Source organism: Bacillus atrophaeus, from assembly GCF_001584335.1.
Lineage (GTDB): Bacteria > Bacillota > Bacilli > Bacillales > Bacillaceae > Bacillus > Bacillus atrophaeus.
In genome coordinates, this window is the sequence record NZ_LSBB01000019.1 from 94,666 (window position 1) to 109,299 (window position 14,634).

The window sequence follows — 14,634 nt, forward strand, 5'->3', positions numbered from 1 at the left end:
GTCCAAACAGCCTTACTTACCTGTAAGGCTGTTAACGGCTATCCTTTCGACTTCTCGGCGACAAACGCGCTCAGCGGAAACATCTGCATCCGTTCTTGAAAGACGTTCTGTATGGTCCTGACCATCATATGCTCAGGCTGGTCAGTATAAAGCACGAGCTTCTCCGGCGCGATGGATATGAGCGGTGCGAGCAAATGCGAATCTATATACATCGGGTGTTCCCTTACAAAGCGCCTGTCTATGTATTTTTTTTGCTCCCGTTCAGAAACATAGCGCAGCTCCCACAGTGTAAATGTTCCGTCATGGACGATATGAACCTTTTCCATTCGCGGTGTGTTAGAGGTGACGTAGTCTCTCAGCGTTTGAATAAAGTTTTGGTATTCCTGCTCCATTTTGTATTCATCTATCGCAGCTTCCACATACTCTCTGAGCTGTTCGTAATAATTCCCAAGACGAAATGTTTGAAAAGAACGCACTGAAAAAACCCCGGTCTCTAAAGAAATCGTCTGCAGTTGCTCTAAAATATACTTTGACCGAGGAAGTTTTTTTTGTTTGAACGGCAAATCATCAAGGTCCCCTTCAATGATACTGTGGGCGAGCTGAAGGATTTGCTGCTGTTCATCCGGATCAGAGAAGCAATACGATCCTTCAATCAGCGACAGCATATGCTCGTCTTCTTTACATTCTAAAAAAAACCTGACCAAGACCGGCTCGATGAAACGCTGAATTGAAAAATCAGCTTCAGCTTGTGCGATTGCGATTTTTTTTATGTCTGTACGGACAATCACTTTTTTCCTATCGTCCGATTGCTGAATGAGATGTAAAAAAGCGGCTGTGTCTTGGTCATCTTCAAAGATCATTTCAAGCATGTTTGTCCCCCCTTACGGCATCTGTTACAAGTATATGGGGGAGACTTTTAAAATAGACGTAAAGCTCAATGCCAAATCTTAAACTTCGTCAGTGAAACAGGCTCGGCATCTTCTTTTTGAAAACAAACGGCAGTGTTAAAAAAATGATATAGATGACAATCACGATGGAGAACACAAGGACATTGCCCGTAAAAAAGCTTGCGCCAAGCACATTGAGCGCGATGGTGCCGGGGATGATCCCCGCGGCGGTGGCTGCAAGGTATGTCCATGGTTTAATATTGGAGATACCTGCAGCGTAGCTGATCAGATCAAAGTTAATCGGCAGGATTCGGAGCATAAAGATATAAAAAAATCCGTTTTTCTCCATTTGTTTCTGAATGTTTTCAAGTCTTACATGATGGCTTTTTTTTCTTGCGGCAAACAGGCCCGCCGCAAGAAATGAAACAGCCGCGGCGCACATCGATCCCATTAACGTGTACATCGTTCCGAGCATCGGGCCGAACGCGAGTCCGCCGGCTACTGAAATTACCGAAACAGGGAACAGCACAAAGGGCCGAATAATAGATATCCCGATAAAAACAAGCGGAGCAAATACACCAAAAGATAAAACCCATAATCGGATCTCTTTTGGCGACACATTGAAATATCTCCGATTAGCATAAAACAACAGCCCTGCTCCGGCTATAACGGCAAGCCATTTGACAACTCTTTTTGTCTTCATTCCTTCAGATCCCTTCCCCTTTGGGCCGTAAACCTACTGATGGCGGCGATTCTCTCCGTCAAGACGGATCGGCGCAGCCAAATATAAAATGCGCTCCATCAGTCTGGCCGCTTTTACTTCTTCCTTTTCACCTCTTTGAGAATACGTGAAATGATGCTTTAATTCATCCGGCGAAAAATTGGAGGAGAAAAACGTCGGCAGCTGCTGAGACATTCTGTGCTGAAGCACCGTTCCGATCACTTCGTCCCGCACCCAGCTCGTCATGGATTCCGCTCCGAGATCATCCAGCATCAGGACGGGGGTTGATTTCACCATATTGAGCTTTGCTTCCAACGATTGATCTTGCATCGAGTTTTTCAGTTCTCTGACAAATTCAGGGACATATACGATCATTGAAGAATATTCTTTCTCTGCAAGTTCATTGGCGATTGCGGCCAGAATAAATGTCTTTCCTACACCGAATTTCCCGTGAAGATAAAGTCCCTTTCCTTTGCCCGTTTCATTGTATTGTTTCAAAAAATCTGTGACGTGCTGAAAAATGCCGAGCCTGCTCGGATCGTTTATATCAATTTGCTGGAATGTGGCTCCGAGAAGGTCCTGCTGAATGTACATACTCTTCATTAAGGAGCGCTGTTTTTTTTGCTGATCAAGCCTGCGTTTCACCGGGCATTCATAATATTCAATATCAATGGACCGCCCGTTTACAACAAGCTTCGGATGATAGCCTTCTAAAAGATTGTTGCAATTTTCATCCTCTGAACAATAAGCGCAATTTTTGCTTTGCTGGGCATATTCATAAAGCTTATTTAAGCTGCGTTCAATCATGCTTTGGCTGATATCGCCATGCTCTTTTAAAAAAGCTTGTACGTCTTGGTCCTTCATTACTTTTTCTTTCATTTGTTCCAGGCGTTTCTGGAAATCCGGTCTGCCTGTTACTCCTTGCAGGGAACGGCTGATTGGCTCCATGTATCAATTCACCCCGCTTCTCTGCCTTTAATAGGCAGAGTATTTTTTGAGTTTCTTCATTTCTTCCATCATTTTCTTCTTTTGTTCTTCCAGATCATTCTGGCTTAACTTCTGTTGTCCATCAGCAGATTTCGGCTTCTCTGTTTTGTCTTTCAGCCAGTCAGGGAGCTTTTCTTCGCGTATAACTTTCTTGTTTCTGTTAGATGGCTGATTTGCTTTTCCGTCAGCCCATTCTAAATACTGGCGATGCTCTTCTATTGCAAGTTTCATCGCTTCTCTAACTGTTTTCACTTTTTTTCGAGCCCAGTGTGAAGCGATTTTCTGGATATAATTTTTTGACAGCTTCATATCAGTTTTGAGCATAACATAATAAATTAAAACATTTGTTACACCTGGCTCAAGCTTCTGTTCGAACATAATATCTTCAATAATTTTCAAATCAGCTTTAGACGGCTCTGTCCCGTCCCCGATATCTTGAAGAAGCTTTCTCGGAGAAATCATTTCAAGCTGTGCAATGAGCGTGCCGTCCAATGAGTCCTGTTCTGCCTGTTTTTCGCCTTCACGCAGGCGCACCGGCTGTGTCTTGTCAATCAAGTCCGGCAGCTGTCCGTTCCGCTCAATCTGATACCAATCGCTCGCCGCTTTTCTCAAGGCTTCGGTTGTAATGACATCCTGTTCATTAATGGCGCTCATGACAACATTTTGCATCTGCAAAGGATCAATTCCATAAAGATACGACAGCTTCTTAATAGATTCTCGCACCAGCTTTGTGATGGATTTCCGAGGGATCATCGTTTCTGAAAGCCCTGCTAAAAACAGGTCAAAATCAAACACGTCCTCTGTTACGGTATAAGAGGGCGCTTGTCCGACAGATGTATATTCCTCTCCTTGAGGAAGCTCCATCGTTTCCGCCATGTCGGCCGAAAGCTTCCATTCACTCGGCTGCAAGGCTTCAAACGCATGGTTGAACGGGCGTGTAATCTCCTTCGCCTCCTCTGGGACAGACGGATGGGCGAAAAATTGTTTCAATTGCTGATACGTCGTTTTGCCGACTCTGTTATATAAAAAAACGTTCAGCATTCCATCTTCAAAAAACTCATCCGGCCTGAGGGGAGGAAGCAGCTCATATATAAACATCCGCTCTTGATCAGCCTCTTTTACATATACCTTTAATAATCCGATCCCTTCAAGTTTCCCTTGCTCTTGATGGATTTTCTTTAAATTCGACTGAGTAATCCCCATCAGCTGCCTGTGAGTGGATTCGGTTCCCCACAGACGGTTTTGTTCAAGCTCTCCCCACAATGTCATATATAGAGAGTATGCAAAAGGGCCGATTAAGGGCTGATACAGTTGTGTAATGATTTGTCTGTCAATGTCCTGCAGCATGGAACGGCTTTTCACCATATAAGGGTCTACAGGCAATACATCTTTCCAATAGTCAGCCATACATTCTCAAACCTTCCGAATTGTTTCTACTTCTCATTTTACACCGTTTCTCATATCTATCAAATGCCAAATTTGCTCATGAGAAAAGAGCTAGAAGATTCCTTTTAGCTCTTAGCGCTCTTTCTTTATTAAATCTTTTAATTCATCAATAAATACATTAATGTCTTTAAACTGGCGGTATACGGACGCGAATCGGACATAGGCGACTTCATCAACCTTAGCCAGCCTGTCCATCACCATTTCCCCGACAAGTTCGCTTTTCACTTCAGAGACGCCTTGGTTTCTCAGTTCTTTTTCAATGTCAAAGCACATATCTTCAAGGGTTTTCAAAGGAACCGGTCTTTTTTCACAGGCTTTAATTAAACCGCGCAGCATTTTTTCCCGGCTGAATTCTTCGCGTAAGCCCTCTTTTTTCACGACGATAAGCGGAATCTCTTCTACCTTTTCAAAAGTTGTAAAACGGTAATGGCAAGATTCACACTCCCGCCTTCTGCGAATTGATTTTCCGTCGTCCACAGGCCGCGAGTCGAGAACGCGCGTGCCGTTATGCTGGCATGAAGGACATTTCAATATAATCAGCTCCCATCTATTTCGTTGCTATGATGTCTGTTCGGCAGCTTCCGGCTAAAATGTCGTAAATAGATGATGACGATTGCCAAATCTGTCGGGAGAGCCGTTTGTGCGGGCTGGTTCGGACACCCACCTTGCTATCAATGATTATTCCCTTTCTTATTTTACAAAAAAAACGGAAAAAGAAAAAGCTGACTGCCATTATTTGCTTTACAAATATAAAAGGAGCGTAAGCTAAAAAGCGCGTAATGGCTTTTTAACTCCAGCTCCCTTTGTGTACGTGTTTAAAATTATAATACTTTGGCTTGAGCCTGTTTAATTTGAACAGGTCCCATTCCTCTTGGTATTTCAATGTTTTCTCTTGTATCAGCATGTAATGCCTCTGCAATGTAGTCAGCAGCGACATTAGGATCTAAGTCTCCACAAGTATAAACATCAATGCTCGCATATCCGTGCTCAGGAAAGCTGTGAATCGTTAAATGTGATTCAGAAATAATCACGACTCCGCTTACGCCCTGCGGTGCAAATTTGTGAAATGCAACCTCGCGCACCTCAGCTCCTGATTTTAAAGCAGCATTTACAAACGTTTTTTCAATAAAATCCATGTCATTCAGCTTATCAAAATCGCATCCCCATAGCTCGGAGATAACGTGACGCCCCATTGTTTCCATAGTCATGGACCCCCCTTAACAAGAATTAAAAAGTGAAATTCCAACAACTGGGTCGGCTATTTACCACGGGGGAAAGTTAGTCCGGAGAGGTCCTAACCCTTTAAGTAATCCCGAAACAGTCTCGAGCAAGAAGTTCACGAAAAATAGTATACTTCGTTTAAGTCTATTTTGCAAGGCGAGTTTTTTCAAAATTGCAGGTAAGGGTTTTTGTTAATGAGTGCCCATGACTTTATTTTATACAGCTGAAGGGTGTTTCATTCTCGCGGCAACATGGCGGATGAGATCAACAACCCTGCAGGAATAGCCCCATTCATTATCATACCACGCGAGAACCTTTACTTTACGGTCCTCCATCACCATCGTCGTCAGTCCGTCAATGACCGCAGAATGTGAATTTGTATTATAATCAGAGGAAACAAGCGGTTCATCGGAATAATCAAGCACACCGTACATTGAACTTCTTGCTGCCTGCCTGAAAGCTTCATTCACTTCTTCAGCCGTTACATCTGTTTTTAGATCGACAACAAGATCAACTAATGACACATTCGGAACCGGCACACGCAAAGCAAGCCCATGCAGCTTTCCTTTCAGGTGCGGCATCACTAATGACAGCGCCTTGGCAGCGCCCGTGGTCGTCGGAATGATGGATTCTCCGCAAGCTCTGGCCCGGCGCAAATCCTTATGCGGGTTATCAATATTTTTTTGGTCATTCGTATATGCATGGACGGTTGTCATTAAACCGCTCTCGATGCCGAACTCGTCATCAAGCACTTTGACAACCGGAGCCAGGCAATTCGTTGTACATGAGGCATTGGAGATGATGACATGCTCCTCTGCATCGAATTGATCCTCATTAACGCCCATCACAATGGTAACGTCTTCATTTTTTCCCGGAGCAGTTAAAATGACTTTTTTTGCGCCGGCTTCTATGTGGCTCATCGCCTTTTCTTTTGCATTAAACTTCCCTGTTGCCTCCACCACGATATCGATATCATATTCTTTCCAAGGAAGCTTGTGCGGGTCTCTGCTGTTTAATAAAAGCACTTTTTTGCCATTCACAATAAGACTGTTTTCCGCAGCTATTACTTCTTTTTCGTACCGTCCGTGAGTCGTGTCATACTTTATTAAATGGGCCAGCGTTTCTGCGGAGTAACTCGCATTAATTGCCACCACTTGAATTTGATCATCTAACATTGCTTTTCTGAATACCATTCTTCCGATACGTCCAAACCCGTTAATTGCTACTTTCACCTTCATAAGGTCACCCCTCATCAATTATGTCATTCTAATTTGTTGTTATCTGAAATTAGTATAACACATTAAAGCTTTTTTGCCAGTACATCTTGATAAAAATCAACGTTTGTCATGATAATTTATGATGTACAGTGGGCTTTTTTGCATCCTAAATTGATTTTTATTGTGAATCCGCTTAAAAATCATGGCATCAAAAAAAGAGCAGACATAAAGATTCTGCTCTTTTTTTGATGTTCCGGAATTTTTTAAAGTTCCTGTTTTAATTTATCATTCAATACACTCTCTTCTAAAACAGAAAAGGTTTCGCCATATACTTTTGTGATATGTTTTGCTCCCCACGCACAAAGAGAATCTAAAATACTTTCCAGACTTCTCCCATAATCACTCAGTTCATATTCGACTTTAGGAGGAACTTGATTGTATACGATCCGGTTGATCACTCCGTCCGATTCTAACTCGCGCAGCTGCTGAGTCAGCATTTTCTGAGTAATATCCGGCATAAGACGTTTTAATTCACTTGTTCGTTTTTTGCCATGTGTGAGATGGCAAAGGATCACACATTTCCATTTCCCTCCTATCACTTCCAGTGTCGCTTCTACTGAAATATTGTATTTTTTTTTCTGCATATTCAATTCATCCTCCTCTTCTATAGGAACAAAAAAGTACCTATAGCACTTTTAAGTACGTACTTTTCTTTAATGCGTATATCTCTCATAATAACATTTGCCGCTCGATATTGAACATACTCTCATTATTTATATGCTTGCTCGGCAGAATTTCAATCATACAGCACCTAATAGGAGGAGAGGAAAATGACTTTAAATAAAAAACGCAGCACACTCGCGCTTCTGGCGTTAGCCGTGAGTGCATTTGCCATCGGAACAACAGAATTTATCAGCGTTGGCCTTTTGCCGCTGATCGCGGATGATTTACACATCCCTGTCACGACAGCCGGCTTGACCGTTTCCCTCTATGCTTTAGGGGTCACATTCGGCGCGCCGATTCTGACATCCTTGACATCCAGAATGCCGCGGAAAACTTTATTAATTTGGATCATGTTGATTTTTATTGCCGGCAATACAATGGCGGCCAGCGCAACGAGTATTGGAGTTTTACTGGCCGCTCGGGTGATTTCGGCATTTTCTCACGGTGTATTTATGTCAATCGGCTCCACGATCGCAGCGGATCTTGTACCTGCACATAAAAGAGCGAGTGCGATTTCGATTATGTTCACAGGACTTACCGTTGCAACCGTTACCGGGGTTCCTTTCGGGACATTTATCGGACAGCAATTCGGCTGGAGACTTGCATTTATTGTCATTATTACAGTCGGCGTTATTGCTCTTGTCACAAACGGCATCCTTATTCCATCGGATTTGCGTAAAGGAACCCGTACAACGTTTCGCGATCAAATCAAGCTGGTGACCAATGGACGCTTGCTGCTTTTATTTATCATTACAGCATTAGGATATGGAGGAACCTTTGTTGTCTTTACTTATTTATCCCCATTGCTTCAGGAGGTAACAGGTTTTAAGGAAGGCACTGTAGCTTTTATTTTGCTTATTTATGGCACTGCCATTGCAATAGGCAACATGATTGGCGGAAAACTGTCTAACCGGAACCCGATTACTGCTTTATTTTATATGTTTATTGTGCAAGCTATTGTGCTTTTGGTCTTAACATTTACGGCTCCTTTTAAAATAGCGGGCCTCCTGACCATTATCTTTATGGGATTTTTGGCTTTTATGAATGTGCCTGGACTCCAAGTATATGTAGTCATGCTGGCCGAGCGCTTCATTCCAAGCGCCGTCGATGTGGCGTCTGCCATTAATATTGCTGCTTTTAACGCAGGCATTGCGATTGGTTCATATTTAGGCGGAGTGATCACAGATTCGATTGGACTTATTCATACGGCATGGATCGGATCATTGATGGTTTTAGGAGCGGTGGGGCTGACAGGATACAGCCGTCTTCTCGAAAAACACGACCAAAGAAAAACAGTACAATAACTATCTTTGAAAGTAGGTGATACGCTTCTTTTTAGACCGGATTATTTTTAACTACCAAATACATGTAGCAAATTAAGGAGGAAATCAAAAATGGCAACACATTTACAGGATACAGCAATACTTCATAACGGAGTGAAAATGCCTTGGTTTGGCATCGGAGTTTTTAAAGTTGAGGAAGGTTCAGAGTTAGTGAATGCCGTCAAAACAGCCATTTCCCATGGCTACCGCAGCATTGATACAGCCGCGATTTACGGAAATGAAGAAGGCGTTGGAAAAGGAATACGTGAAGGGATCAAAGAAGCCGGGATCTCAAGAGAGGACTTATTCGTCACATCAAAGATCTGGAACGCGGATTTAGGATATGAATCAGCCATCGCAGCATTTGAAGAAAGCTTAACAAAACTCGGATTAGAGTATCTAGATTTATACTTGATTCACTGGCCCGTGGAAGGGAAATATAAAGATGCATGGAGAGCGCTTGAAACCCTTTATAAAGAAGGACGGATTAAAGCGATCGGAGTAAGCAATTTCCAAATTCATCATCTGGAAGACTTGATGAAAGATGCTGAAATCAAACCGATGGTCAACCAGGTGGAGTACCATCCGCACTTAACCCAAAAAGAACTGCAGGCATTTTGCCTGACTCACGGAATTCAGCTTGAAGCATGGTCTCCTTTAATGCAGGGTCAATTGCTGGATCACCCCGTGCTGAAAGAAATTGCACATCAATATAACAAATCTGTTGCACAAATCATTTTGCGCTGGGATCTGCAAAACGGTGTCATCACCATTCCCAAGTCAACAAAAGCATACCGGATTTCAGAAAACGCAAACGTGTTTGATTTTGAATTAACAAATGAGGATATGAAACGAATTGATGAACTGAATCAAAATGAACGAGTCGGTCCGGACCCAGACAATTTTGATTTCTAATATAAAAAAAGAAACACCGTTCAGAAAAGATGAACGGTGTTTCTTTATGACCAGCCAGAGATGATGTCATCGAGCCGGCGTTTTGTTTGCTCTAAACTGCCGCTGTTATCAATGATCTTGTCGGCACGTTTGATTTTATCTGCTAACGGCATTTGTGAATTAATCCGGCTCAAGGCTTCTTCCTCTGTTAGCTGATTTCGCTCTTTCAGCCTTTTGAGCTGAAGCGCTTCTGTTACACTTACGACCAGCACCTTGTCTACCAAATGCTCCAGCTTGCTTTCAAACAGCAGGGGAATATCTAATACGACGAACGGCTCGTTATTTGATACTGCCAAATCCCGTTTGCTAATCATTTCCGCTCTTACAGCGGGATGCACAATACCGTTTAATGTAAGGCGTTTTTCTTCATTATTAAATATAATGGCCCCAAGCTTTTTTCGGTCTATGTCACCATTATCCAGCAGGATGTCTTCAGCAAAAGCGTCAATGATTTGCCGGTAGGCCGGCATCCCTTTTTCAACCGCTTGTTTTGCAATGATATCCGCGTCTATAACAGTGATTCCTTTATTCTTCAGCATATTGGCAACCGTACTTTTGCCGCTTGCGATGCCTCCCGTTAAACCAATGACTAAGGTCAAGAACGCCACTCCTTTTTTACAGTTTCCACAGACCGATCGTGATAAGCAAGAGCCCCGGCAAAAACGCCATTTTATCAATCCAGCTCCATTTTGATAACACATGGCCTGCATATATACCTATTGATACAAACAGCGAGCTCATGATTGCAACAGCAAAGCTCAAGGTGATAGGGGAAAATCCGAGAATTGCAGCGCCGATCCCCGCTCCGAATGCGTCAATCGACAAGGCAAAGCCGAGCAGGAGCGCTTCTATACCGTTAATGGTACCGGACCTGTCGATATCAGCGCTTGTCGGTTTCCTTAAAATATGGATCACAATCCCCAATGACTTAACCTCTAGATTAAGTAAAGTTTTTTCGTGCAATAAGTAATCCTGTTCTTTTGTCGGCCTGAAAAATTGGTATAAGACCCATGCGCCGATTCCGACTAAAATCAGTCCGCCGAGCTTTTCTGTCACATACACGGGGAAAAACTTTGTGAGAAAGCCCCCGATCAACATAGACAAAAACATGACAGCGCCTGAACAGCAGGCAATCACGATAATGGCTTTCAACGGGATCTTCATTTTTCGCAAACCGTACGTAAATCCGACCGAAAAACTGTCCAAGCTGACTGCCAATGCCACTAGCAGCAAAGAAACCATTTGCATATCCGTTTCTCCCTTTCTGTTGGTGCGCGATAATCAGAGTCTTTTTAAACCCCAGCATTTATTACATGGGCTCTTTATATATATGGGAAAGATGAAACATTCGTGTTATACAAACAAGCGTTTTCTTTCCTAAAAGACTTTGATCATTCACACCGCCAGCTTGAACAGTTAACCTTTATTGTTTCTGGCATTTGGCACAAAAGTGTGTGCCTCTTCCCCCGACGACGATTTTAGATATCATGGTACCGCACGTTTTGCATGGTTTGTCTTTTTTTCCATAAACAAAATGGCGGAGCTGAAACATTCCGATTTCACCTTGGGAATTTATATAAGAACGAACGGTGCTTCCTCCCGCATCAATGGCTTCTTGAAGCGTGTTCTTAATTTCCTCATGGAGCTTTTTGATTTTTTTTGCTGATAATTGGTTCGCTTTGGTCTCCGGGTGAATGCCCGCTCTAAAAAGCGCTTCATCTACATAAATGTTCCCGAGACCGACAACCGCCTTCTGGTCAAGCAGCGCGGTTTTCACGGCGCGGTTTGTTTTCATCAGCCGTTCTTTCAAATACGCGTCTGTAAATTCTTTGTCATCCGGTTCAGGGCCAAGCTGAGAAAGCGGCAGCTCTCTCATTTCCTCACCCGGATGAAATAAATGCATCGTTCCGAATTTCCGGACGTCGCGGTAGCGCAGCTGGGTGCCGTCAGTCATCGTAAATACAACATGAACATGCTTATCGTCCGGGTCCTCCGCCTGATGCAGCCCGTATTTTCCTTCCATTCGCAAATGCGAAACCATCACAAAGTGATCCAGATGAAAAAGTAAAAACTTTCCTCGTCTCCCGATGGATTGGATGGTTTCCCCTATTAAGTTTCGCGCAAATTCCTCCGGTTCGGCAGGCCTTTTAATAATATTCGGCCATCTGATTTCTACCGATTTGATCGTTTTTCCTCTCACAAGCCCGGTCAGAGTGCGCCGGACTGTTTCAACCTCTGGTAATTCCGGCACATCCATCACTTCCTTTATCTATTTGTTTATTTTGCATCATACCAAGATGGGCCTGATGCGAAGTCTACTTTTAGCGGAACATCTAAGTTAAGAGCATGTTCCATCACTTCCGGCACAAGCTTTTCAAGCAATTTGATTTCTTCTTTCGGCGCTTCAAAAATCAATTCATCGTGCACTTGAAGCAAGAGCTTTGCCTTCAGCTGTTTTTCTTTCAGCTTGGCTGCCATATCAATCATTGCTTTTTTAATAATATCCGCGGCGCTTCCTTGAATCGGCGTGTTCATCGCCGTCCGTTCAGCAAAGCTTCTGAGATTGAAATTTCGGCTTGTCAGCTCAGGGATGTAGCGGCGGCGCTGCATAAGCGTCGTCACATAGCCCTTTTGCTTCGCTTCCTGAACTGATTCCTCCATGTATACTTTTACGCCTTTAAAGCTTTCCAGATAGCGCTCAATAAATGCCGCGGCCTCTTTGCGTGTGATGCCGAGATTTTGGGACAGCCCGTAATCACTGATGCCGTAGACAATGCCGAAGTTCACTGCTTTTGCCTGGCGTCTCATTGCGGGTGTCACTTCATCTTGTGCCACATGGAACACATCCATCGCCGTTTTTGTATGGACATCCATATCATTTGTAAAGGCTTCGATTAAATTTTCATCCTTTGAGATGTGGGCCAGCACTCTTAGCTCAATCTGCGAATAATCAGCGGCAAATATCAGCCAGTCTTTCTCAGACGGGACAAATGCCTGACGGATTTTGCGGCCTTCTTCCAGCCGAATCGGAATGTTTTGCAGATTCGGATCGGTGGAGCTGAGCCGCCCTGTTTGCGTTAAAGCTTGATTAAAGCGTGTATGCACCTTATGCGAATCTTTTCTGATGACCTTTAAAAGCCCTTCAATGTACGTGGATTGGAGCTTTCCGATTTGTCTGTACTGTAAAATATAGGACACGATGTCATGCTGGTCCGCAAGCTTTTCAAGCACGTCAGCAGAGGTTGAATAGCCGGTTTTTGTTTTTTTCACAACCGGAAGCCCGAGTTTTTCAAATAAAATGACGCCAAGCTGTTTCGGAGAATTAATATTAAACGGTTCTCCCGCAATTTCATGGATTTTTTCTTCATACTCCTTCAGCCTTGCGCCAAGTTCTTCTCCCATTCGCTCGAGCCGGCCCACGTCCACTTTTACACCGATTGACTCCATTTCTCCAAGAATCAATGCAAGCGGCAATTCAAGTTCTTCATACAGTTCAAGCTGATCGTTGTTTTCAAGCTCCTGGAGAAGCTTTTCACGAAGGCTGTCAACTGCCGCAGCCTTTCTGACAAGATGCATGGCAAGCTCATTTTCATCGGGAACCGCGCGTTTTGCCCCTTTTCCGTAAACGGCTTCATCGCTTGATACAATGTGTAAGCCATAATCCTTGGCAACGCTGGCGACATCATCATACGTATTTGCCGGGTTGATGATATACGCCGCAAGAAGCGCGTCAAATTCTGCTCCTTTCAGTTCAATGCCCTGCCAGCGCAATGCGACTACCGAACGTTTGCTGTCAAATACCCATTTCTTCTGAGATTCGTCTTCCGCCCACTTTTTAAATATCTCTGACTGCACGGCAATTTCTTTAGGGATATAATAATGTCCCGTTTCATTGACGAGAGAAAAACCAAGAATCGGTGCTTCGTGGTAATTGTCGCCAATTTGTTCCACAACAAATGCAGACGGTGAAACGAGCATGCCGCTTGTCACTTCTTCGACCTTATGAATATCAACATCTTCAAACTCCTGCTGCTGTTCAGCTTCTCCGCTCTCTTCTCCTAGCCTTTCAAGCAGCGTATTAAAACCAAGATCTTTAAAAATAGAAATGACCTGTTCCCGATTAAAGCCGTCATAATCCAGTTCAGCAAGTGAAATGTCAATTGGCGCATCGGTCATGATCGTCGCCAGTTCCTTGCTCATAACGGCCTGATCTTTAAATTCCTCAAGCTTCTCCTTCAGTTTTTTGCCACTCACTTCGCCGATGGATTCGAGCAGTTTCTCAACGGAATGGAATTGCTTCAAAAGTTTAATGGCTGTTTTCTCTCCAACTCCCGGCACACCCGGAATGTTATCTGAGGAATCACCCATCAAGCCTTTCATATCAATGATTTGTTCAGGAGTAAGCCCGTATTTTTCTTCTACATGCTGAGGTGTATAAAATTCGACATCCGTAATTCCTTTTCTCGTAATAGCAACGGTTGTATGCTCTGTCGCAAGCTGTGTCAAATCTTTATCTCCTGAAAATATCTTTACTTCAAATCCGTCTTTTTCAGCAGACTTAGCAAGCGTGCCGATAATATCATCCGCTTCATACTGCTCAAGTTCATAGCGGCTGATTTGATAAGCGTCAAGCAGCTCGCGAATAAACGGCATTTGCTCCGACAGCTCCGGCGGTGTCTTTTGTCTGCCGCCTTTATATTCCTTAAATGTGCTGTGGCGGAACGTGGTTTTACCCGCGTCAAAGGCCACAAGCATATGTGTCGGCTTTTCGTCCTCCAGCATTTTCATTAAAATCATCGTGAAGCCGTATACCGCATTTGTGTGAATTCCTTTATCATTACTTAACAGCGGCAAGGCAAAAAATGCTCTGTATGCAAGGCTGTTTCCGTCTACAAGCACTAACTTTTTTCGTTCCGTCATTCATATATCCTCCTAAGAAGCGCAAGCTCCCTTTCATCTCATTTGATAGTCTTTTGCTTCTCTTATTTTAACAAAGTTCAATTTGAAAGGAAAATAAGCGAACCTGGGGAGTAGACATAAAAAAGGACGGGAACACATATAGGTTCCCGCCGTCAAATTGGCTCCTTGGATGAAGGGGTTCTACTACATCCTAACAGCATAGGTTTAACAGTGCATGAAGATATTGTTAACACTTT

At 43.5% G+C, this 14,634-nt stretch carries 14 protein-coding genes; 2 read left to right on the forward strand and 12 right to left on the reverse strand.

The window, feature by feature from the left end; genetic code table 11:
- Positions 1–38 precede the first annotated feature (38 nt).
- The 8 genes from ytxC to AXI57_RS12865 form a co-directional block, all read right to left on the reverse strand.
- Positions 39–869: a putative sporulation protein YtxC gene (gene ytxC / locus AXI57_RS12830; protein WP_061670296.1), complete on the reverse strand. Its 831-nt coding sequence runs from the start codon at positions 867–869 to the stop codon at positions 39–41.
- An 88-nt stretch (positions 870–957) separates the two neighbouring features.
- Positions 958–1,590, reverse strand: coding sequence for a TVP38/TMEM64 family protein (locus AXI57_RS12835; RefSeq protein WP_003325129.1), 633 nt, complete (start codon positions 1,588–1,590; stop codon positions 958–960).
- A gap of 33 nt (positions 1,591–1,623) precedes the next feature.
- On the reverse strand, positions 1,624–2,556 hold the full coding sequence (dnaI, locus tag AXI57_RS12840; RefSeq protein WP_010789455.1) for a primosomal protein DnaI: 933 nt from the start codon (positions 2,554–2,556) through the stop codon (positions 1,624–1,626).
- Between the two features lie 27 nt (positions 2,557–2,583).
- A complete protein-coding gene (dnaB, locus tag AXI57_RS12845; protein ID WP_061670297.1) occupies positions 2,584–4,002 on the reverse strand; it encodes a replicative helicase loading/DNA remodeling protein DnaB in 1,419 nt (472 codons plus the stop codon).
- A 111-nt stretch (positions 4,003–4,113) separates the two neighbouring features.
- Positions 4,114–4,572, reverse strand: a complete 459-nt coding sequence (gene nrdR / locus AXI57_RS12850) for a transcriptional regulator NrdR (protein ID WP_003325126.1) — start codon at positions 4,570–4,572, stop codon at positions 4,114–4,116.
- 290 nt (positions 4,573–4,862) lie between these two features.
- Complete coding sequence (speD, locus tag AXI57_RS12855) at positions 4,863–5,243, reverse strand: adenosylmethionine decarboxylase (protein WP_003223584.1); 381 nt, start codon at positions 5,241–5,243, stop codon at positions 4,863–4,865.
- Positions 5,244–5,477: 234 nt separating this feature from the next.
- Positions 5,478–6,500 (reverse strand): glyceraldehyde-3-phosphate dehydrogenase, encoded by a 1,023-nt coding sequence (locus AXI57_RS12860; RefSeq protein WP_003325124.1) that lies wholly within the window; start codon positions 6,498–6,500, stop codon positions 5,478–5,480.
- A 242-nt stretch (positions 6,501–6,742) separates the two neighbouring features.
- The gene (locus tag AXI57_RS12865; protein WP_061670298.1) at positions 6,743–7,123 is read right to left on the reverse strand and encodes a winged helix-turn-helix transcriptional regulator; all 381 of its coding nucleotides are present in this window, start codon (positions 7,121–7,123) and stop codon (positions 6,743–6,745) included.
- Between the two features lie 186 nt (positions 7,124–7,309).
- Between AXI57_RS12865 and AXI57_RS12870 the strand changes: the two genes are divergently transcribed.
- Both AXI57_RS12870 and AXI57_RS12875 read left to right on the forward strand, forming a co-directional pair.
- Positions 7,310–8,506 carry an MFS transporter gene (locus AXI57_RS12870; RefSeq protein ID WP_061670299.1) on the forward strand — a complete coding sequence of 399 codons (1,197 nt, stop codon included), beginning with the start codon at positions 7,310–7,312 and terminating at the stop codon, positions 8,504–8,506.
- A 90-nt stretch (positions 8,507–8,596) separates the two neighbouring features.
- Positions 8,597–9,439 (forward strand): aldo/keto reductase, encoded by an 843-nt coding sequence (locus tag AXI57_RS12875; RefSeq protein ID WP_061670300.1) that lies wholly within the window; start codon positions 8,597–8,599, stop codon positions 9,437–9,439.
- A gap of 44 nt (positions 9,440–9,483) precedes the next feature.
- Here the strand turns inward: AXI57_RS12875 and coaE are convergent, their stop codons facing one another.
- The 4 genes from coaE to polA form a co-directional block, all read right to left on the reverse strand.
- Entirely contained in the window at positions 9,484–10,077 is a 594-nt protein-coding gene (coaE, locus tag AXI57_RS12880; RefSeq protein ID WP_061670301.1) for a dephospho-CoA kinase, read from the reverse strand.
- A 16-nt stretch (positions 10,078–10,093) separates the two neighbouring features.
- On the reverse strand, positions 10,094–10,726 hold the full coding sequence (ytaF, locus tag AXI57_RS12885) for a sporulation membrane protein YtaF (protein WP_003325118.1): 633 nt from the start codon (positions 10,724–10,726) through the stop codon (positions 10,094–10,096).
- 175 nt (positions 10,727–10,901) lie between these two features.
- Positions 10,902–11,729 carry a DNA-formamidopyrimidine glycosylase gene (gene mutM / locus AXI57_RS12890; protein WP_003325117.1) on the reverse strand — a complete coding sequence of 276 codons (828 nt, stop codon included), beginning with the start codon at positions 11,727–11,729 and terminating at the stop codon, positions 10,902–10,904.
- Positions 11,730–11,755: 26 nt separating this feature from the next.
- On the reverse strand, positions 11,756–14,398 hold the full coding sequence (polA, locus tag AXI57_RS12895; RefSeq protein ID WP_010789464.1) for a DNA polymerase I: 2,643 nt from the start codon (positions 14,396–14,398) through the stop codon (positions 11,756–11,758).
- Positions 14,399–14,634: the final 236 nt, after the last annotated feature.

Coding starts and splice junctions, on each gene's coding strand:
- dnaB (WP_061670297.1), bottom strand. CDS start 4,002: ATGGCTGACTATTGGAAAGATGTATTGCCTGTAGACCCTTATATGGTG.
- AXI57_RS12875 (WP_061670300.1), top strand. CDS start 8,597: ATGGCAACACATTTACAGGATACAGCAATACTTCATAACGGAGTGAAA.
- polA (WP_010789464.1), bottom strand. CDS start 14,398: ATGACGGAACGAAAAAAGTTAGTGCTTGTAGACGGAAACAGCCTTGCA.
- ytaF (WP_003325118.1), bottom strand. CDS start 10,726: ATGCAAATGGTTTCTTTGCTGCTAGTGGCATTGGCAGTCAGCTTGGAC.
- AXI57_RS12835 (WP_003325129.1), bottom strand. CDS start 1,590: ATGAAGACAAAAAGAGTTGTCAAATGGCTTGCCGTTATAGCCGGAGCA.
- AXI57_RS12860 (WP_003325124.1), bottom strand. CDS start 6,500: ATGAAGGTGAAAGTAGCAATTAACGGGTTTGGACGTATCGGAAGAATG.
- AXI57_RS12870 (WP_061670299.1), top strand. CDS start 7,310: ATGACTTTAAATAAAAAACGCAGCACACTCGCGCTTCTGGCGTTAGCC.
- ytxC (WP_061670296.1), bottom strand. CDS start 869: ATGCTTGAAATGATCTTTGAAGATGACCAAGACACAGCCGCTTTTTTA.
- dnaI (WP_010789455.1), bottom strand. CDS start 2,556: ATGGAGCCAATCAGCCGTTCCCTGCAAGGAGTAACAGGCAGACCGGAT.
- speD (WP_003223584.1), bottom strand. CDS start 5,243: ATGGAAACAATGGGGCGTCACGTTATCTCCGAGCTATGGGGATGCGAT.
- AXI57_RS12865 (WP_061670298.1), bottom strand. CDS start 7,123: ATGCAGAAAAAAAAATACAATATTTCAGTAGAAGCGACACTGGAAGTG.